This is a genomic window from Actinomycetospora sp. CA-101289, from assembly GCF_050955895.1.
Lineage (GTDB): Bacteria > Actinomycetota > Actinomycetes > Mycobacteriales > Pseudonocardiaceae > Actinomycetospora.
Genome location: NZ_CP192093.1, coordinates 2382985 through 2402651, shown reverse-complemented (window position 1 = coordinate 2402651; position 19667 = coordinate 2382985). Strand labels below are relative to the sequence as shown.

The window sequence follows — 19667 nt, the reverse complement described above, 5'->3', positions numbered from 1 at the left end:
CGGGGGCACAATCCAGCGGCGTCCCCACCGTCGCGGACCCATCACCCGGGCACGTCGACAGGGAGGCCGCCGATGAGCGAGAGCGAGAACGGACAGCGGACCGCGCGGGCCGACCGTGTCTCCACCGAGGGCACCGTCGCGTCCGAGTCCGAGCACTCCGCGCTGCGTGCCGACATCCGCCGGCTCTCGACGCTGCTCGGGCGCACGGTGGCCGCGCAGCACGGCGACGACGTGCTGGACCTCGTCGAGAAGGTCCGCCACCTCGTGCGCCAGACGCCCGAGCGCGGTGACACCGAGATCCGCGACCTGCTCGGCGAGCTCGACCCCGGCACCGCGGCGGTGCTCGGCCGGGCGTTCGCGACGTACTTCCACCTGGCGAACCTGGCCGACCAGCTGCACCGCTCCCGCGAGCGGGCCACCGTGCACGACGAGGGCCGCGGGCCCCTGCACGAGCTCGCCGATCGGCTCGTCACCGACGCCGACCCCGACGAGCTCTCGACCGCGCTATCCCGCCTCGAGCTCAAGCCGGTGTTCACCGCGCACCCCACCGAGGCGCAGCGCCAGTCGGTGCTGGGCAAGCTGCGCGGCATCGCCGACGTCCTGGCCCAGGACCTGCCCGACGAGCTCGCCGACGCCCGCCTGCACCGCTTCGTCGACCTCATCTGGCAGACCGACGAGATCCGCCCGGAGCGCCCGACGGTGCTCGACGAGGCGCGCTCGGTGGCCTACTACCTCGAGCAGCTCGGGCGCCACGCCGTCCCCGAGGTGCTCACCGAGCTCGACGAGCAGCTCGGCCGGGTGGGCCTGTCTCTGCCCGAGGGCTCTCGCCCGCTCGTGCTGGGCTGCTGGGTCGGCGGCGACCGCGACGGCAACCCCAACGTCACCGCCGAGCTCACGCTCGAGACGATGCGGATCTACGGCGAGCGCGGCGTGCGCATCCAGTCCGACCTGCTCGAGGGCCTCGTGCAGGAGCTGTCGGTGTCGACGCGGCTGGTCGGCGTCAGCGAGGACCTGCGGCGCAGCCTGGCCCGTGACCGCCGGGCGCTGCCCGAGGTCTACGACCGCTTCGTGCGGCTCAACGCCGAGGAGCCCTACCGGCTCAAGTGCTCGTACGTGCACGCGCGGCTGCAGAACACCGCCCGCCGCTACGCCGAGGGCACCCCACACCGCCCGGGCCGCGACTACCTCGGCGCCGACGAATACCTGCGCGACCTCGAGGTCATGGACGCCTCCCTGCGCTCCCACCAGGGCGAGCGGATCGCCGACGGGGGTCTGCGCGACGTCATGCGCAGCGCGAACGCCGTCGGGCTGCACCTGGCGAGCGTCGACGTCCGGGAGCACACGAACTTCCACCACACCGCCCTGGCGTCCCTGTTCGACCGCGTCGGCGAGCTGGACACCCCCTACGCCGACCTCGACAACGCCGGGCGCGCGGAGGTGCTCTCGAAGGAGCTGGCGGGACGCCGGGCGCTGACCCCGCGCCGCAACTGGGAGCACATCGGGGACGACAGCTTCCGCGAGACCCTCGAGGTCTTCGACTGCATCCGCACGGTGCAGGAGACCTACGGCGAGGACGCCCTGCACACCTACGTCATCTCCATGGCGCAGAACGTCGACGACATCCTCGCCGTCGCCGTGCTGGCCCGGGAGGCGGGGCTGGTCGAGATCACGGGCGGCCGGGACGGCGCGGTGGAGGCCGTGGCGTCGCTCGACATCGTGCCGCTGTTCGAGACCGCGACGGAGCTGAAGATCTCCGGCGACCTGCTCGACGGGATGCTGTCGGACCCGTCGTACCGCGCGCTCGTCGCGGCCCGGGGCGACGTCCAGGAGATGATGCTGGGCTACTCCGACTCCAACAAGGGCGCCGGGCTGACCACGTCGCAGTGGTCGATCCACCAGGCCCAGCGCCAGCTGCGCGACGTCGCGGCGAAGCACGGGGTGCGGCTGCGCCTGTTCCACGGCCGCGGCGGCTCGGTGGGGCGCGGGGGCGGGCCGGCGGGCGAGGCGATCGCGGCCCAGCCCCACGGCGTCGTCGACGCCTGCATGAAGGTCACCGAGCAGGGCGAGGTCATCTCCGACAAGTACTCGCTGCCCACCCTCGCCGAGGACAACCTCGAGATCATGCTCTCGGCGGTGCTCGACGCGACGCTGCTGCACCAGACCTCGCGGGTGGAGGCGGCGACGCTCAAGCGCTGGGACGAGGCGATGGACGTCATCTCCGACGCCGCGCAGGAGGCCTACACCAAGCTCGTCGAGCACGAGGGGCTGCCGAACTTCTTCACCCAGGCCACCCCGGTCGACGAGCTGTCGATGCTCAACGTCGGCTCGCGTCCCGGCAAGCGTCCCGGCGCCAGCGGGCAGGCGTCGCTGGACGACCTGCGCGCGATCCCGTGGGTGTTCGGCTGGACCCAGACCCGCATGATCGTGCCGGGCTGGTTCGGGCTGGGCAGCGGGCTCGCCGCGGCGCACGAGGCGGGGTACTCCGAGGTCCTCGACGAGATGCGCGACTGGGCGTTCTTCGCCAACCTCATCTCCAACGTCGAGATGACGCTGGCCAAGACCGACATGCGCATCGCCGGCTTCTACGTCTCCGAGCTCGTCGACCCCGAGCTGCAGGAGGTCTTCGAGATCATCAAGGACGAGCACCGGGTCACCGAGCACGAGGTCCTCAAGCTCACGCCGGGCCAGGAGCTGCTCGGCGGCAACCCGCTGCTGCGCCGCACCCTCGACATCCGCGAGGGCTACCTCGAGCCCCTGCACCACCTGCAGATCCACGCCCTGGCGCAGCGCCGCGCCGTCGAGGACCCGGACCCCGACCTGCAGCGCGCCCTGCTGCTGACGGTCAACGGCATCTCGGCGGGCATGCGCAACACGGGTTAGAGGGTGTCCTCGGCGAGCACCGCCTCGCACACCCCGGCCAGCACCAGCGCGGCGTCGCGCACCCCGCGCGAGGACGCGGGGTGGGCGGCGCGGGCGCGCCAGACGGCGAGCTGGTCCTGGGCGGCGCGGCGGACCTCGGCGGCGGGCGCGTCGTCCGCGAAGCCGAGGCGGGCGCGCGGGGCGCCGGCGGCGGCGAGTCGTTCGGCGTCCTCCTGCTCGCGGGCGGGCAGCACGACGGCGCGTCGGCGCAGGGCGTCGGCGAGGTCGGCCTCGGCCACCTCGCGGGCCCCGGCGAGCCGGGTGCGCTCGGCCTCGTAGAGCACGCGGCGCGACCAGCCCGGCCCGCCGGCGCCCGTGCGGGCAAGGGCCTCGAGGCCGTCGAGGGCCCGGCGGGCGCGCACGGTGCCGGGTTCGGTGCCGGCGCCGTCGTCGAGGGCGCGCGCGAGGGCGTCGAGGCGCTCGGCGACCGGCGGCGGGCGGTCGAGCCCGGCGAGCAGGTCCCGCACGGCGAGCAGGAGCCCCGCGGGGGCGAAGGACTCCTCGCCTGCGTCGGGCGCAGCCGGGGTGACCTTCGCTGCGCCCACCGCGAGCGTGCCCGTCGGGGCGAAGGACTCCTCGCCTGCGTCGGACGCAGCGGGGGTGACCTTCGCTGCCCCCACCGCCGCGTTCACCGCCGCGCCCGCGAGCACCACGGGACCCGTGACGGGGTCGGGGTCGGCGTCGGGCAGCGGGATCGCGCCCTCGATGGTGGTGCCCGCGCCCGGGGCCGAGCGCAGGACGACCGTGCCGCCGACCGCGGCGACGCGCGTGGTCACGTTGCGCACGCCCTTGCCCCCGCCGGCGGCGGCGGGGTCGGGGGTGAAGCCGGGGCCCTCGTCGCGCACGGTGAACCGCAGCGCCCCCGCCGCCTCGGTCAGCGTCACCGTGATGCGGGCGCCCGGCGCGTGCTTGCGGGCGTTGTTCACCGACTCCAGGCAGCAGAAGTACACGGCGGACTCGACGTCGGCGCCGTAGCGGCGCCCGGGCGGCACGCCGCCGGCGTCGAGGGTGACCGTGGAGTCGCCGCCGGTCAGCTCCTGGCGCAGGGTCTCGACGACGCCGCGGTCGGCCAGGGTCGCCGACGAGACGCCCGTCGCCGTCTCGGCGAGCACCGCCTCGGCGGTGTCGACCTGCTCGGCGAGCTGCTCGAGACGCTCGCGGGCGGCGTCGAGCTTGCCCGCCGCCACCTGGTGCTCGACGAGCCCCAGCGACAGGCGCAGCGAGACGAGGTGGTGCTGGGCGCCGTCGTGCAGGTTGCGCTCGATGGCCCGGCGCTCGCCGTCGGACTCGGCGACGGCCTCCCGCCGCGACGTCGCGATCTGCTCGCCGTGCGCGACGGCCGCGCGCAGCTGGCGCTCGAGCTCGATCTCGACGCGGTGGGCCTGGAGCACGGCGCCGAGGCTGTCGGCGACGTCGGCGAGCAGCTGGTGGCGCTCGCTGCCCCCGGCCACGGCCTCGGCGTCCACCGACAGGGCCCCGATCTCCTCGGCGCCGTGGCGCACCGGGAACGTCACGAGCTCGCCCTCGGCGCCGGCGTCGTCGCGCCGCCAGCGGTAGGTCCGCGGCCGCAGCCCCGGGCGGCGCGCCGCGAGCTGGACGGTGCGGGCCCCGAGGTGGCGCCCGACGGCCTCCGGCAGGCGGTCGAGCTCGGTGCCGGCGGCGGCGGTGCGGGAGAGCTCGGCGACCTCGAGCAGCACCCGGTAGGGCGTGGGGCGCCGTCCGTGCAGCAGCCGCTCGACGACGCGGTCGACCCGGGCGGACACCGCGAGGTACACCGCGGCCCCGCCGACCGCCCCGACCACCCATCCCAGCGGGCCGCTGCCGGCGAGCGCGGCGAGCAGCGCGACGGTGCCGCCGACGGCCACCACCACGACGACGGCGACGAGCGCCCGGTGCAGGTGGTCGGCCGACGCCCGCAGCCGCGGGCGGTAGGCCGCCAGCACGGCGAGGGCCAGCGCGGCGGCGGAGAAGCGCGCGAACCAGAACAGCAGCGCGGTCGGCTCGCCGCCGCCGCCGCCGTGGCGCGCGGTGGGGTCGTCGAGGGTCAGGCCCGGCTGCCCGAGCGCGGCCATCACCGCGGTCAGCAGGGCGAGCACGGTCGCCGAGACGAGCACCCCGGTGAGCACGGTGGCGAGCAGCCGCGCCTGGTCGCGGCGCTCGGGAGTGGCGCCGGCGCGCAGGTGCCGCGACACCCCGAGCGCGCCCACCAGCGGCACCCCGAAGCCGAAGAACACCACGCAGCTCACCGTGTGCGGCAGCAGCGCGGTGCCGACGCCCGCGGCGAACAGCGCGACCCCGGCGAGCCCCACCAGCAGCCGCTGGCCGCCGCGGGCCGCGGCGACGCCGGCCGGGAACAGCAGCAGCGCCCCGACGTAGGCGGCGCTGGCGATGCCGTGGAGCAGGATCTGGTGCAGCTCGCCGATCTCGAGCCCGGACCCGCGCCGGACCACCAGCGTCGCCGCGTGCGCCTGCAGGTTGAACGCGCCCGCCGACCCGATCATCGCGAGGACCAGCAGGCGGACCGTCCACGTGCGCCCGCCGCGGCGCCACAGGACGACCGCGACCACCAGGTTGACCGCGCTCGCCACGTAGTCGAGCACGGCCTGGCCCGCGGGCTCGCCGAGCTCGCCGGCCTCGACGATCCCCGACGACCACGTGCCGCCCGCCGCGGCGGCGTCCTCGACCACCGCACCCAGCGCGGGGATGTTCGCCGCGAGCGCGACGACCGCGCCGAGCACGAGCCACATCAGGGTCAGCAGGCCGCACGCGCCGAGGGCCACCCACCACGCCACCACCCAGCCGCGTCCCCCGCCGGGCCGGGTCGCGACGCGGGTGCCGGACGGGGCCGTCGGGGCGGCGGCCGCCGCGAGGGTCCCGGTCACGGGGCACCGCCCGGGTCGAGCACCACCGGGCGCAGCCGGTCGGGCAGCCAGGCGCGCAGCTCGAGGAGCCCGCCGCGGTCGACGACGTCGAGGCCCCCGCCGAGTGCGGCGAGCCGGTCGAGGTCGTCGGCGAGCGCGTCGCGCAGCCAGGCGGCGTCGCCCTCGGGGTCGCCGTCCTCGACGCGCACCTCGACGACGTCGCCGTGGCGGTCGAGGTGGGCCTCGAGCGGGCGGCGGCCCGCGTGGGCGGCGAGCAGGGAGATCGCGGACGCGGCCGCGTAGTAGAGCCCCGACTCGATCTCCCAGGGCAGCCGGTCGGACAGCCGGCCCGAGAGGTGCACGCGCCGCGGCAGGTCGGCGGCGACCTCCTCGAGCGCCGCGCGCGGCCCCTGCTCGCGCAGCACCGCGGGGTGCACGCCGCGGGCGATGACCCGGAAGCGGTCGATGAGCTCGCTGAGGCGGTCGCGGGCCTCCTCGACGTGGTGGCGCGCCATGTCCGCGGCGCCCTCGGGGTCGTCCTCGGCGTCCTCCAGCGCCTCGCCGGCGTCGGTGACCGCGAGGCGGAACGCCGCGAGCCGCTCGGTGGTCGCCCCGCGCAGCTCGGTGGCCAGGCGCCGGCGCTCGACCTCCCGGGCCACCTCGAGGCGCCGGCGCGACGCGGCGGTCTCGGTGGCAAGCTCGTCGACCCGGCGCACACGGGCGGCGAGCTCGGCGCCGCGCGCCACGCCCTGCAGCAGCAGGTGCGCCCCGCCGGCGACGTCGCGCACGAGCCGGCGGTCGGCCGCGGTGACCGGGCGCCCGGCCTTGCCGACCGTCAGCACCGCGCGCAGGCGCTCCCCGGCGAGCACCGGCACGGCGTGGTCGATCCCGGGCCGGGCCAGCAGCGCCGCCAGCGACGGCACCCGCTCCCCCGCGCCCTCGCCCGGCGGGAACACGGCCTCGGCCACGAGGTCGTCGCCGACCGCCAGCCACACGCCCGCGGTCTCGGCGGCCGTGCCCTCGCCCAGCACCCGGGCCAGGCCGGGCAGGGCGTCGGCCAGCGAGCCCTCGCGGACCCGGGCGGCGGTGTCGGCGAGCACCGCGTAGGGCGTGGTCGCGGGCCGCGGGACGAGGCGCCGGGCCAGGCCGTCGACGCCCGGCCCCGCCGCGCGGGCCGCCGCCACCGCGACGGCCGCGGCCACGAACGGGCCGACCACCGCCGCCAGCGCGGGGCCGGTGAGCAGGGCCCACACGCTCGCGACCGCCAGCAGGACGACGGCGACGAGCACGCCCAGCAGCCCGGCGCGTACCGGCCAGGTGACGCGGGAGGGGGCCCGCCACGCGGCGCCGGCGTCGCTCATCGGCTCAGGCGTCGCTGCGCTGCGAGCGCAGGTAGGTCAGCACGGCGAGCACCCGGCGGTGGTGCGCCGAGGTGTCGGCCTGCAGCCCGAGCTTGTCGAAGATGTTGGCGACGTGCTTCTCCACCGCCTTCGCGCTGACGAAGAGCGTGGAGGCGATGCCGTTGTTGGAGCGGCCCTCGGCCATCAGCTTGAGCACGTCGCGCTCGCGCTCCGACAGCGTCGACACCAGGTCCTTCTTGTCGCCGCGCGGCCGCTCGACGAGGCGCTTGGCCAGCTCGGGCTCGATGACGATCTCGCCGTCGGCGATGCGGGTCAGGGTGTCCGAGAGCACCTCGACGCTGCCGACCTTCTCCTTGAGCCGGTAGCCGATGCTGTCGGTGCCGATCTCGAGGATGCGCATGAGGTAGTGCGACTCGGCGTAGTGCGAGAGGAACAGCAGCCCCATGTCCGGGTGCGCGGCCCGCAGCCGCTCGGCGGTGACGAGCCCGCCGTCGGGCTCGGGCGGCATGCGGATGTCGAGCAGGGCGACGTCGGCGGGCACGGTCGAGAGCACCGCCACCAGCGGGTCGCCGCCCGCCTCGACGGCGACGACCTCGTGGCCCGCCGCCTCGAGCAGCATCACCAGGCCCTGCCGGAACAGGGCACCGTCCTCGGCCACGGCTACGCGCACGGGAACCTCGCGGTGATCGTGGCGGTCCCGTCCCCGGGGCCACCGACCTCGACCGTCCCGCCCAGGGGCTCGGCCTCGTCGCACACGGTGCCGCGCAGGCCGGGGTCGATCCCGGCGAGCACGAGCACCAGGTGGTCGTCCTCCACGCGCACGCCGACGTCGACGGGGTCGTCGCGGGCCGCCGCGAGGCAGGCGGCCGCGGCGAAGTACGCCGCGCCCTCCGCCGCGGTGCCGCAGCGCGTGTCCACGGCGTCGACGCGGGCGCGGGCGCCGGTGGCGGCCACCAGCTCGCGCAGCGCCGGGCCGAGCCCCGCCTCCTCGAGCAGGGACGGGTAGATCGCGCCGGCCACCTCGCGCAGCTCCTGCAGGGCGGCGGCGATCTCGTCGGCGCAGTCGTCGAGCCCGCGGCGCCAGGCGTCGGCGCCGTCCGCGGCCGGGACCTCGGCCCGCAGCACGCCCAGGCGCAGCGACAGGGCGGACAGGCGCAGGGCCGGCCCGTCGTGCAGGGCCCGTTCGAGCCCGCGGCGTCGCCGCCACACCGCCTGCGCGCGACGGCCGTGCTCGCCACCCAGCGTCATCGCTGCAGCCTCGTTCCTCGCGCGGGCCCCGGGACAGGGGGTGTGCCCTCGTCGTGGGAGGGGCGGGCCCCCGATCCCGCGGCACCGTCGAACACGCCTCGTGTCCAACCGGACCCCCAAAGTGGTGTGACGCCGCCGACCCGTCGCCCAGCGACGGTGCGGAAGGTTACTATCCGTCAGATTGCCGGAGGAGGGGTCGTGACGTACAGCCTCGGGGTCGATCTCGGCACGACGTTCGTGGCCGCGGCGATCTCCCGGGACGGCCACCGGGTCGAGATGGTGTCCCTCGGCGACCGGACCGTCACGGAGCCGGCGCTCGTGCTGCGCCGCTCCGACGGCTCGCTGGCGGTGGGCGACGCCGCGGCCCGGCAGGCGGGCAGCCGGCCCGCCGACGTCGCCTGGGGGGTCAAGCGGCGTCTCGGCGACCCGACCCCGGTGGTGCTCGGGGGGGCGTCACGGCCGGCCGGCGAGCTGCTCGCGGCCATGCTCCGCGACGTCCTCTCCCGCATCGCCGACGAGGAGGGCGGCCCGCCGGAACGGGTCGTGCTCACCCACCCCGCGAACTGGGGGCCCTACCGGCGCGGGCTGTTCGAGGACGTCGCCGTGCTCGCCGGGCTCGAGGACCCGCCGATGCTCACCGAGCCCGAGGCGGCCGGGGTGCACTTCGCGCTCACCCGCGGGCTGGCCGACGGCGAGCTGCTCGGGGTCTACGACCTCGGCGGCGGCACCTTCGACGCCGCCGTGCTGCGCGGCCGCGCCGCCGGGGTGGAGATCCTCGGCGTGCCCGAGGGGATGGAGCACCTCGGCGGCGTCGACTTCGACGAGGCCGTCCTCGACCGCGTCGACCAGGCCTGCGGCGGCGCGGTCAGCGAGCTCGACCCGCACGACGCCCGGGCCCGCGCGGCCGTGGCCCGGGTGCGGCAGGACTGCGTCGTGGCCAAGGAGACGCTGTCGGTCGACGACCAGGCGAGCATCTCGGTGCTCCTGCCCACGCGGCAGGAGGAGGTGACGGTGACGCGCGCGGAGTTCGAGGCCATGGTCCGCACGCCGATCGACTCCACGGTGGCGGCGCTGCGCCGCGCGCTGGAGTCCGCGGGGGTGCGCCCGGACGCGCTGTCGGCCGTGCTCCTGGTGGGCGGCTCCTCGCGGATCCCGCTGGTCGGTCGCATGGTCGGCGAGGCCCTGGGCTGCCGCACCGTGGTCGACAGCCACCCCAAGCACGCCGTCGCCCTGGGCGCCGCGGTGGTCGCGGGCGGGCTGGGGACCGGTGGGGGCGTCCCGGCGGGCGGCGCCGGCCTCGTCGGCGCGGGCGGCTCGGGCGCGCCGAGCGCCCCGGGGGCCGCGGCCGGCGCCGGGGCGGCGGGCGCCGGGAGCCGTCCGCCCTCGGGCGCCGTCGCGACCTGGGCGCCGACGAACCCCCAGGGCGCCCCGGTGGCCACGGCCGCGCCGCGCTGGGCCGACGTGGGGCCGGACGTGGGGCCGGACGCCCCGCCCCCCACCGTCGTGCACTCCCCCGACCCGGTCGCCGCCACCCGCGCGCTGCCCGTGGACGGCGTGAGCAGCAGCCCCTGGTTGCCGCGCCCCACCCCGCCGACCGGCGCCGACGAGGGCGCGATCCCGGCGCGGGCCCGGGCGGGCGGGCCGGGGGGTCCCGGCGGTCCCGGCGGTCCCGGCGGTCCCGGCGGACCGGGTGGACCCCGAGGCCCGGGCGGACCCGGACCGGGCGGCCCGGGTGGACCCGGCGGGCCCCGGGGCCCGGGCGGCGGTCCGGGTGGTCCCGGCGGCCCGCGCGGACCGGGTGGTCCCGGTGGACCCGCAGCACCCCGGGGTCCCGGTGGTCCCGGCTACGGCGGCCCCGGCCGCCCGGCCCCGGGCGGACGCCCGCCCGGCGGGCCGGGCGCTCCCGGTCGCCCGCCGGACCCGCGCGTCGCGCCCGGTCGCCCCGCGCCCCAGCAGCCCCCGCGCAGCCCCGCCGCCGAGCCGCCCGTCGGCGAGAACCGGCCCGCCCGCCCCGCCGCCCCGGTGGGCCGTAAGGCCCCGGCCCTCGCGGAGCCCGACGACGGCGCCGCCCGTGGCCGGCGCACCCAGACCGTGGTGCTCACGGTGATGGCCGCGCTCATCGTCGCCGCGGTCACCGTCGTCCTGCTGTTCCTCTTCGGGGTGATCGGCCCGCCTCCGGAGCCGACCGACGGCGAGGCGCCCGCGGAGAGCGCCCCGCAGGGGCTCGTGCTCCCCGGCTGAGCGGTGTCCGTGACGTGCGGGGTGGGGTTCTCCCCCGCTGCGGGGTGGGGTCGGCCGGAGGGCCGGCACCAGGGTGCGGCGGCCCTCGTCGGACGACTCTCGTGGACACCACCAGCACGAGATCCAGGAGCCCGCCATGACCGCCACGATCGCCCCCGCCGCCCCCGCCATCAGCCGTCGCGACCGCGCCGTGCTCGCCGCGGTCGCCGCCGGGCGGGCCGCGGTCCGGGCCGGGGCCCTCGTGATCGACGGCCGCTTCAGCGCCGACCAGTTCGCGCTCGCCCGCCTCGCCCGCGCGGGGCTGCTCACCGCCGGCTCCGGCGCCGCCCGCCTCACCCCGGCCGGCGACCACGCCCTGCACGCCGCCTGACCCGTCCCTGTTCCGCCCCACCGCGACACCCGCCCGGGAGCCCATCGTGACCAGCCCGCTCGACCGCCTCGGCACCGCGGCCTCCTCCGGCGCGCGCTGCGTGTTCCTCTCCCCGCACCTCGACGACGCCGTGCTGTCCTGCGGCGCGCTGATGCGCTCGCTCGCCCCGCGGTCGGAGATCCACGTGGTCACGGTGTTCACCGAGATCAGCGAGGGCCCCCACACCCGCGCCGCGCGCTCGTTCCTGCGCCAGTGCGCCCACGCCGACGCGGACGCCCTGTTCGCCGCCCGCCGCGACGAGGACCGCGCCGTGCTGGACGGCATGGGCGTCACGCACGAGCACGTCGGCCTGGCCGACGCCCTGTTCCGGCGCCGCACGGTGCCGGGCGTCGTCGCGCGGCTGGGCCGGGTGCTCCCCGAGGTCGACCACCGCTACCCGACGTTCCGCTACGACATCGCCCGCGGCCGGGTCTCGCGCGGCGACCGGTCGCTGGTCGGCGACCTCGCCGCCCGCCTCGCGCCGCGCCTCGAGGGCGCCGACCTGGTCTTCGCGCCCCTGGGCGTCGGGCGCCACGTCGACCACCTGCTGACCCGCACCCTCGGCGGCGTGCACCCCGACCGGGTCGTCTACTACTCGGACTTCCCCTACGACCAGGTCCACCCCCGCGACGAGGCGTTCGTCCGCACGCAGGGGCTGCAGGCGTGGCGCCACGACGAGGGCATCGTCGAGAAGGCCGCGCTCATCCGCGGCTACGGCACGCAGGCCGACGCGCTCTTCCCCTCCGGGGTCATCCCCGCCGCGCCGGAGACCTACTTCGCCTCCTGAGCCTCGCTCTCGTCGTCCGTCGAGCGGCGCCGCCGCGTGGTCACCGCCGTGACCGCGCGCCGCAGCGCGCGGTCCGCGGCCGTCAGCGGCAGGCGCTCGGTGAACAGCGCCTCGTAGGGCATCGGCACCGCCCCGAAGCTCGTCTTGAACCGCTCGACGCCCGAGCCCGGCGCCGACTCCCCCATGTGGAACCAGTCGCGCCCGGCCGCGCAGGCGGACTCGATCGCCAGCGACTGCAACAGGTGCCCGGCGTTGGTCTCCGCGCCGAGGCGCACGTCCATCGCCGCGAGCCAGCCGAAGCTGTGCGGCCCGTGCTCGAGCACCACCAGCACCGACACCGGCTCGCCGGCCCGGTGCGCCGTCCACACGCGCACCATGTCGCCCAGGCCGCGCACGACCCGTGCGAGGTGCCCGGGCCGGTCCTGGAGACGGGCGTGCGCCCGGGCGATGGGCAGCGGGCGTCCCATGTCGGCGGCCCAGCGGTCGATCGACTGCCGGTAGAGGTCGGCGAACACCGCGACCGCGGGCAGCGCGTGCGACCCCGCGTACTCCGCGACGTCGAGCCCCGAGGCGCCGGCCTTCTTGATCCAGCGCCGCGCCTGCTTGCGGTAGCGCTTGGCCCACACGTGGTCGAAGCCGCCGTCGAGCGCGAGGCTCTGCGAGAGGTACGGGACGCGCTGCACGGGGACGCCGAGCCCGTCGGCGGCCGAGGTCCAGGACGGCCCGGTCATCGGCATCGGCACGACGCCGGTGCGCACCACCGGGCGGCGCACGAGGTCGGCGAGCACGATCGCGGCGTCGGCCTCGGTGACCGGCCCTTCGGTGCTCAGCGCGCCGCCGTAGACCCAGCCGTAGGGCCACGAGTCCTCGGCGACGCGGACCCCCGCCACCTGGCGCCCCGCCAGCGGGAGCACCAGCGCGCGCCCGTCGGGCAGCTCGTAGAGCCGGCTGGCGTCGACGCGCCCGCGGGTCGCGGCGAGGCAGTCCGCCCACTGGGGTGACTGGCTGGGCACCGCGTGCGGGTCGGCCGCGAACGCCGTGGCCCACACCGCGCGCGGTGCCGGACTGGTGACGCGCACCCCGGCCAGCTCGCGGGCCACGGCCCGGGTCACGGCGTGCCCCCGCCGGCGGCCGGGATCGCGCTGACGGGGGTGGCGGGCACGGCGGACCCTGTCGACTCCGCCGACGCGGCGGGCGCGGGCCGGGCCGCCCGGTGGACCCAGAAGCTGTTGTAGGGCGTGCGCTTGTCGAGGAACGTCCAGCCGTCGCGCTCGAGGCGGGCGATGATGCTCGTCTCGACGAAGTCCTCGACCAGCAGCAGCACCTCGCGCGCGCCGGCGAGCGCCGCGGAGGCCCCGGCCAGCACGGCCGCCTCGTGGCCCTCGACGTCGATCTTGAGGACGAGCACGTCGGAGGCGTCGGCGCCCGTGGCCGCCAGCTCGGCGTCGAGCGTGCTCACCGTGACCCGCTCGTGCACGCTGCCCTCGACCAGCGCGTGGTCGAGACCGCTGCCGCCGGGCTCGGTGGGGTCGAACTGCAGCTCGGCCTCGGTCACCGACCCGTCACCGAGGGCCACCGGACGCAGCTCGACGAGGTCGCCGATGCCGTTGGCCTCGACGTTGGCCGCCACCATCCGCTGCGACGAGCTGGCCGGCTCGAACGCCAGGATGCGCAGGTCGCCCGCGTCGCGCAGCCGGTTGGCGACGGCCACCGAGTAGGTGCCGACGTCGGCGCCCACGTCGCAGAACACGACCCGGCGGCCGGCGAGCAGCCGCTCGCGGGTCAGGGCCAGCAGGTGGTCGAGGTCGTCGCGCTCGAAGGCGGGCGAGACGCACGCGGCGTCGATGGTGCCCGGGCGCAGGTGGAACTCGCCGAACACCGTCGTCACGTGGTCCAGGCGCAGCCAGCCGGTCGGGAGGATCGGGCGCCCGGCCGCGCGGCACAGCGAGTAGATGACCTCGTAGAGGAACATCCGCAGCCGCGGGCTCCGCACGTCGCGCCACAGGCCGACCGTCTTGGCCAGGACGTAGCGGCGCACGAACCGGCGACGGGCGCGGTCGCTGAACCCGAAGCGGGAACGCTGGGCGGGGATCGAGGCGGGTTCGGACACGGCGGGACCTCTCGGTGCGGGGACGGGCAGGTCAGCGGGTCGGGCAGCGGAGCCGGCGAGCACGTCGGTGAGCACCGCGAGCTCGGCCTGCGCGAGGGCGTCCCAGTCGAAGGCGCGGGCGAACTCGCGACCCCGCGCGCCGGCAGCGGCGAGGGTGTCGAGGGCGTCGGCACCGGTGAGCAGGTCGACCAGGCGCGCGGCCAGCGCGTCGCCGTCGAAGGCGGGGACGGTCCACCCGACGCCGTCCGGGATCACCTCGCGCAGGCACGGGATGTCGAACGCGAGCACGGGGGTGGCGGCGGCGAGGGCCTCGAGCGCGACGAGCCCGAACGTCTCGTGGCGCGAGGGCACGACGACGAGGCGGGCGTCGGCGAGCAGCGCGACCTTGTCCGCGCCCGAGCACCAGCCGACGAAGCGGATGCGCTCGCCGACCCCGAGGCGCTCGGCGAAGCGGCGCACCCGCGGCTCCTCGGGGCCGCCGCCGGCGATGACGAGGTCGCCCTCGACCTCGCCGCACACCGCCGCCCAGGCGGTGAGCAGCAGGTCGAGGCCCTTGCCCTGGAGCTCGAGGCGGCCGAGGAAGACGACGTCGCGGCCCACGCGCGCCGGCGGCGCGAAGAGCGCGGGCTCGATGCCGTTGCCGACGACGTCGACGCGGGCGTCGGGGTTCATGGCGCGCAGCCGCTCGGCGGTGCCCTCGGAGACGGCGATGAGGCGGTCGTGGCTGCGGACCCCCGCGCGCTCGACCCAGTGCACGGGCACCCGGTACTGGCGGGCCTTGTCGCGGGCGTGCAGCCACTGCACCAGGCCCACGGTCGGGCGCCCGGTCCAGCGCGGGGCGGCCATGCTGGAGAAGGGGGCGAAGAAGTCCTCGATCACGACGTCGGCGTCCCCGCGGTGCCGCCGTACCGCCAGCGGCAGGCCGGCGACGTAGCCGAGCAGCCGCGTCAGGCGGTTGCCGCCGCGGCGCACCCCGATCTCGGGGCCGACCGGGACGTAGCGGACCCCGTCGAGCTCGGCGTCCCGGGCTCCGGGGAACGTCGTGGTCAGCACCGTCACCCGGTGCCCGGCCGCGGCGAGGCGGCGGTCGATCTCGTGGGTGCGGCGGGACCCGCCGCCGGCGCCCGGCTGCTGCGGGTGCTCGAACCCCAGGTGCAGGACGTGCACGGCTACCTCGCCTCCCCGGTACGGATGTGCTCGGCGTACTCGGCCACGCTGACGTCGCGCGGGTCGCCGAAGAGGTCGTCCTCGAACGCGAAGAGCAGGGCGGACAGCCCGCACGCGCGGGCGTAGCGGGTGGCCTGCTCCATCTGCGCCGACAGGTCGTCGGACTCGGGGTCGCCGCCGGTGTTCGGGGCGCCGGCGCTGCCCGGGTTCTCCCCCAGTGCGCCGAGCCCGGCGTGGGACGCGACCGCCAGGGTCCAGCGCGACGCCGACCAGGAGGCGACGTCGACCTCGGGCGCGGGCTCGGGCACCTGGTCGGCGTCGTCGGGGGCGCACAGGTCCTGGGGCGGATCGAGCCGGCGGGCGTCGACCGCGGTGGCGTCGTCGAGCCCGGTGACGTCCACCAGCAGCGGGCCGGGCGCCTCGGCGAGCGCGGGCAGCTGCGTCGGGTAGTCGAGGCCGGCGGCGAGGCTGCCGTCGCGGTCGCCGGTGCCGTCGAGGTGGTTCTCGACGGCGAGCGCCAGGTCGGCGGGCAGCACCCCACGCCCGGCCAGCGGGAGGTGGACCTCGCCGCGGAACCCGAGGGCGCGCAGCGTGTCGACCTGCCAGCGGGCGGCGCCGGCGATCGCGCCGGAGTACCAGTCGAACCAGCGGCGCACGCCGTCGGCGCCCAGGGGGCGGTCGTCGTAGGTCGGCGAGCCGGGCGTCCAGCCGGGCAGCGGCGAGACCGCGGCGCCCTCGGCCAGCCCGACACCGGACTGCGCGGCGTCGTCGAACGCCCAGTAGGGGTTGTCGGCGCCGGCCGTCGGCTCGACCGTCGGGTAGCCGAGCTCGCCGTTGTCGCCGGTGCCGACGCGGACGGCGGCGAACCCGTCGAGGGGCCAGGTACGCGCCACGGCGCTGAGGTACTCCGCCGTGGCCGCGCGGGCGGCGGCGCTGAAGGCGAGGTTGGGCACGCGGTCGGGGCCCGGGCGCCCGTACTGGTCGCGGTAGGCCGCGCCCGGCGCCGCGGTGACCCACGGGGGCGCGTCCTGCAGGCCCACGCTGAGCACGACGCCGATCCCGGCGGCGCGGCAGCGCTCGATGCCCGCGGTCGTGGCGTCGCGGTAGGCGGCGTCGACGACGCCCGGCGCCGGGGCGAAGCGGGCCCACTCGACGCTGACCTGCGCCAGCGTCACCCCGGCCTCGGCCAGCGCCGGCACCCGCGCGGCGTCGCACGAGGAGCCGAGCACGCCGAAGCGCAGCGGGCCGGCGGGGGCGGGGCGCCCGGCCGCGGTGAGGGAGACGATCACGAGGACCACCGCCGCGAGCGCGAGGCCCGAGAGCAGGAGCACCACACCGCGGCGTCCATACAGCTCACCGGCCACCGTGGCCGCCGGCGTGGTCCGGGTCGGTGCCGGCGTTCTCCGCCGCGCCGCGCTCCAGGGCGTCGCCGTCGAGCGCCCACAGCACGGTGGCGCCGTTGCTCGGCCCGTCGACGCGGAAGACCGGCGTGGCGTTGGCCTCGAGCCACTCCAGCAGCACGGGCGCGGCGTAGTCGTAGCCCTGGCTCGTCGGCAGGCTCTGGGTCAGGACGTAGCCCGCGCCGGCGTCGCGCAGCTCGCGGGGGTTGACCCACACCCCGTACTGCGGGTCGCCCGCGAACATCCACTCGGCGGTCGCGTTGGTCACGCCGACCTTGGCGTCGGGCGGCAGGCTCTCCGCGGCCCAGGCCTGGAACTGCTGGTAGCCGTTGTCGGTGGTCAGCTCGGCGCGGGCGCCCAGCGCGATCGTGCAGACCAGGAACACGGCGGCGGCGACGGCGATGGGGCGGCGCAGGCGCGGGCGGCGCTCGCGCAGCTCCACGGCGGCGATCGCGACGGCGGTGACGCTGGCGATCATGATGCCGTAGCCGTACTGCTCCTCGAAGGTGCCGAAGGCGGCGGTGTAGAGGCCGAACAGGCCCATGAACAGGGCGGTGAGCCCGATGAGGCGCCGCTCCGGGCGCTTGCTGAGCACGACCAGCACGCCGGCCACGGGGCAGAGCACCAGCAGCAGGTAGCTGGTGCCGTACTGGCCGACCTGGGCGATGAGCCGCCCCACGAGGCTCGGGGCGTTGGGGGCGTTGAAGCCGGTGGTCTGGCTGGCGCCGAACATCCGCGAGAGCCCGTCGAGCTTCGCGAGCACCCAGCCGTCGAGGTTGCCGGTGGCGGCGAGGAAGAGCAGGTAGGAGGCGTAGGGCGTGATCGTGGCGCCGAGCACGAGCAGCGCCTCGCGGCCGGCCAGCGTGCGGCGCCACCAGATCGCGGCGACCACGGGGACCAGGACGTAGACCGCGAAGACGTCCTTGGTCAGCAGCGCGAAGCCCAGCAGTGCGCCGGCCGTGACCGGCGCCAGCGTCCGGGAGGCCCGCGAGCCGCCGGCGCTGAGGTGGTGCACGAGCACGAGCAGGCCGGCGAGCACGGCGGTGGTGCCGAGGGTCTCGAGGAAGACGCGACTGTTGTTGCGGAGCACGAAGGGCTCGAAGATCAGGACGGCGGCGGCGATGAAGGCGGCGGGCCGGCCGGCGGTGCGCTGCACCAGCAGGAAGCCGAGCACCACCGAGATCGCGCCGAAGCCGACGGTCATCCAGCGCAGGTCGAACACCAGGCTCGCCGGGTCGTAGTCGCCCAGCCCGAACAACGCGATGACTGCACCCTCGACGAGGAACATCCCGGGCGGGTGGAGGAAGAACGGGCCGTCCGGGAGGTTCGGCAGCTCCCCGCGGGCGACGGCCCGGCCGAGGTCGCCGTAGACCATCTCGTCGACCCAGAGCTCGAAGCCGCTCTGCACCCCGATCGCGCGGACCCCGAAGGCGAGGAGGCCGATCACGACCAGGGGCAGGGCCGCGGTGAGCAGCGCCCGCGGGTCCCGGCGCCCGACGCCCCCGGCCCGGACCCGCTCGAGCAGCGGGAGGGCGGCGGTGGGGGCGTCGAGGGAGCCGGGGGCACCAGGGGCACCGGGAGCCCCGGGGGCACGGCCCTCGGGGGGAGTCCGGAGGGCCGGGGCGGCGAGCTTGGAGGTCCGGGGAGCCGGGCCGCGCGCGGCGCTCACGCCCTGCTGTTGCGCAGCGTGGTTCATGCCGACCCCTCGGAGACGCCCTCACCCGAACGAGCGAGCTTCTGGCGCACGATCACACCAGCGACGACCACCGAGAGCAACCACGCAAGCGGGTGGGAGTGCAGCAGACCGAGGACCACGGTGGCCAGCAGGGCCGCGCCGACCTCGATCGCGGTGGCCTTCAGCGTGCCGGTGAGCAGGGGCCGGGCGGCCAGGATCATCACCGCGGCGGCGGCCAGGGCGCCGAGCGCCCCGCCGACGGCCATGCCGGTGACGGCGCCGCAGGCCCAGCCCCCGAGCAGCCCGCCCATGAGCAGGACCGCGGCCAGCGCCAGGGCCGGCCGGTTGCGGCGGTGCTCCCGCGCCGCGGAGAGGACGGTGGCGAGGACGGTGAGCACCGCGAAGCCCAGCCCGGAGAGGGCCAGCCAGGGCAGGAGCACCAGGGCGTCGGCGTAGCGGGCGGGCAGCACGACCATGACGAAGGCGGCCGGCGCGGTGGCGAGCACCGCGGTCACCGGCAGGACGATCCGGCGGAACGCGGCCAGGGCGGGTCGCAGGATCGCGGCGGCCTCGGCCCGGCCGACGCCGCGCAGCAGCGGGAAGGTGACGAGCACGGTGCCGCCGGCGACGTAGATCGGCGCCTTGGCCAGCGTGGCCAGCGCCTGGAAGCCCGCCTCCATCGGCGTGCCGGAGCCGAGGGCGGCCACCAGGACCACGTCGGACCCGACCACCGAGGCCACCACCAGCTGCACCAGCGCGATGTCGCCCGTCTCGGCCCAGCGGGCCTTCTCGGTGAGCACCCGGGGGCGCCAGGTCAGGTCGCGGCGGATCGTCGCCGTGCCGGCCACGAGCAGCACCGCGACGACGCCGGCGACGAAGCCGTGGATCGCGCCGGGGGCGCCGGCGCCGACGAGGACCGCGGCGACCGAGAAGCCCAGCCGGCCCGCGACCTGGGCGACCATCGCCATCACGTAGCGGCGGAAGCGCAGCTCGCCCTGCAGGAAGCCCAGCACCGGGGCGACCAGGAACATCCCGGCCGAGGCCACCGCCACCGCGACGACCAGCGGGGCGGGGGCGAAGCCCGCGGCCACCACGCCGGTCACCAGGGCGGCGAGGACGCCGGCGCCGGCGGTCAGCAGCACGGCGAAGGCCATGCCCTGGCGGCGGGTCTCGGTGCCCGCGCCGTGGGCGCGCACCGTGTGCACCAGCGGCAGCGGGACCAGCGCGCCGGCGACGATGCCGGCGATCCCGACGAGCATCTGGGCGGCGGCGTAGGCGCTGTACTCGGCGGGGGCGAGCAGGTGGGCCATGAGGACCGTGCAGGCGTAGCTGAGGACGCCGACCGCGGCGGAGCACGCGGAGAGCACCACGCTGTGGCGCGTGACGTCCCGGTCCTCCACCGCCGTGGCGGTCTCCTGGGGGGCGGGGCGCTCCTGCGTCGTGGTGGTCATCACCGGTCTCCGTCCTGCGGGTCTCGTGCCCTGTCCGT

At 77.0% G+C, this 19667-nt stretch carries 13 protein-coding genes; 4 read left to right on the top strand and 9 right to left on the bottom strand.

Annotated elements, in window-relative coordinates; all coding sequences use genetic code 11:
* Positions 1-72: 72 nt before the first annotated feature.
* Positions 73-2880 (top strand): phosphoenolpyruvate carboxylase, encoded by a 2808-nt coding sequence (ppc, locus tag ACQPX6_RS11905; RefSeq protein WP_433787505.1) that lies wholly within the window; start codon positions 73-75, stop codon positions 2878-2880.
* On the opposite strand, the gene ACQPX6_RS11900 is transcribed toward ppc, so the two are convergent.
* Genes ACQPX6_RS11900 through ACQPX6_RS11885 form a run of 4 tightly spaced genes read right to left on the bottom strand, consistent with a single transcriptional unit; the run spans position 2877 to position 8389 of the window.
* Complete coding sequence (locus ACQPX6_RS11900; RefSeq protein WP_433787504.1) at positions 2877-5801, bottom strand: ATP-binding protein; 2925 nt, start codon at positions 5799-5801, stop codon at positions 2877-2879. The two genes, ppc and ACQPX6_RS11900, sit on opposite strands and share 4 nt — an antisense overlap.
* Positions 5798-7141, bottom strand: coding sequence for a hypothetical protein (locus ACQPX6_RS11895; protein ID WP_433787503.1), 1344 nt, complete (start codon positions 7139-7141; stop codon positions 5798-5800). Before ACQPX6_RS11895 ends, ACQPX6_RS11900 begins: the two co-directional genes overlap by 4 nt.
* A gap of 4 nt (positions 7142-7145) precedes the next feature.
* On the bottom strand, positions 7146-7811 hold the full coding sequence (locus tag ACQPX6_RS11890) for a response regulator transcription factor (RefSeq protein ID WP_433787502.1): 666 nt from the start codon (positions 7809-7811) through the stop codon (positions 7146-7148).
* Positions 7802-8389, bottom strand: coding sequence for a histidine kinase (locus ACQPX6_RS11885; RefSeq protein ID WP_433787501.1), 588 nt, complete (start codon positions 8387-8389; stop codon positions 7802-7804). Before ACQPX6_RS11885 ends, ACQPX6_RS11890 begins: the two co-directional genes overlap by 10 nt.
* 198 nt (positions 8390-8587) lie before the next feature.
* On the opposite strand from ACQPX6_RS11885, the gene ACQPX6_RS11880 reads away from it, so the two are divergent.
* The 3 genes from ACQPX6_RS11880 to ACQPX6_RS11870 all read left to right on the top strand — a co-directional run bounded on the left by ACQPX6_RS11880 (position 8588) and on the right by ACQPX6_RS11870 (position 11826).
* Entirely contained in the window at positions 8588-10630 is a 2043-nt protein-coding gene (locus ACQPX6_RS11880; protein WP_433787500.1) for an Hsp70 family protein, read from the top strand.
* Between the two features lie 136 nt (positions 10631-10766).
* Positions 10767-11000: a hypothetical protein gene (locus ACQPX6_RS11875; protein ID WP_433787499.1), complete on the top strand. Its 234-nt coding sequence runs from the start codon at positions 10767-10769 to the stop codon at positions 10998-11000.
* Between the two features lie 46 nt (positions 11001-11046).
* Complete coding sequence (locus ACQPX6_RS11870; RefSeq protein WP_433787498.1) at positions 11047-11826, top strand: PIG-L family deacetylase; 780 nt, start codon at positions 11047-11049, stop codon at positions 11824-11826.
* Here the strand turns inward: ACQPX6_RS11870 and ACQPX6_RS11865 are convergent.
* Genes ACQPX6_RS11865 through ACQPX6_RS11845 form a run of 5 tightly spaced genes read right to left on the bottom strand, consistent with a single transcriptional unit; the run spans position 11811 to position 19629 of the window.
* Positions 11811-12938 (bottom strand): GNAT family N-acetyltransferase, encoded by a 1128-nt coding sequence (locus ACQPX6_RS11865; RefSeq protein WP_433787497.1) that lies wholly within the window; start codon positions 12936-12938, stop codon positions 11811-11813. The genes ACQPX6_RS11870 and ACQPX6_RS11865 overlap by 16 nt on opposite strands.
* Complete coding sequence (locus tag ACQPX6_RS11860) at positions 12935-15103, bottom strand: FkbM family methyltransferase (protein ID WP_433787496.1); 2169 nt, start codon at positions 15101-15103, stop codon at positions 12935-12937. Before ACQPX6_RS11860 ends, ACQPX6_RS11865 begins: the two co-directional genes overlap by 4 nt.
* Positions 15104-15105: 2 nt before the next feature.
* On the bottom strand, positions 15106-16467 hold the full coding sequence (locus tag ACQPX6_RS11855) for a hypothetical protein (protein ID WP_433787495.1): 1362 nt from the start codon (positions 16465-16467) through the stop codon (positions 15106-15108).
* Positions 16457-18199 (bottom strand): ArnT family glycosyltransferase, encoded by a 1743-nt coding sequence (locus ACQPX6_RS11850; RefSeq protein WP_433787494.1) that lies wholly within the window; start codon positions 18197-18199, stop codon positions 16457-16459. Before ACQPX6_RS11850 ends, ACQPX6_RS11855 begins: the two co-directional genes overlap by 11 nt.
* Positions 18196-19629, bottom strand: coding sequence for a lipopolysaccharide biosynthesis protein (locus tag ACQPX6_RS11845; RefSeq protein WP_433787493.1), 1434 nt, complete (start codon positions 19627-19629; stop codon positions 18196-18198). The genes ACQPX6_RS11850 and ACQPX6_RS11845 overlap by 4 nt, the downstream gene beginning before the upstream one ends.
* Positions 19630-19667 lie beyond the last annotated feature (38 nt).

Bases quoted from the DNA above. Each gene is read 5' to 3' on its own strand.
- ppc (WP_433787505.1), top strand. From the start codon at position 73: ATGAGCGAGAGCGAGAACGGACAGCGGACCGCGCGGGCCGACCGTGTC.
- ACQPX6_RS11895 (WP_433787503.1), bottom strand. From the start codon at position 7,141: ATGAGCGACGCCGGCGCCGCGTGGCGGGCCCCCTCCCGCGTCACCTGG.
- ACQPX6_RS11885 (WP_433787501.1), bottom strand. From the start codon at position 8,389: ATGACGCTGGGTGGCGAGCACGGCCGTCGCGCGCAGGCGGTGTGGCGG.
- ACQPX6_RS11875 (WP_433787499.1), top strand. From the start codon at position 10,767: ATGACCGCCACGATCGCCCCCGCCGCCCCCGCCATCAGCCGTCGCGAC.
- ACQPX6_RS11850 (WP_433787494.1), bottom strand. From the start codon at position 18,199: ATGAACCACGCTGCGCAACAGCAGGGCGTGAGCGCCGCGCGCGGCCCG.
- ACQPX6_RS11845 (WP_433787493.1), bottom strand. From the start codon at position 19,629: ATGACCACCACGACGCAGGAGCGCCCCGCCCCCCAGGAGACCGCCACG.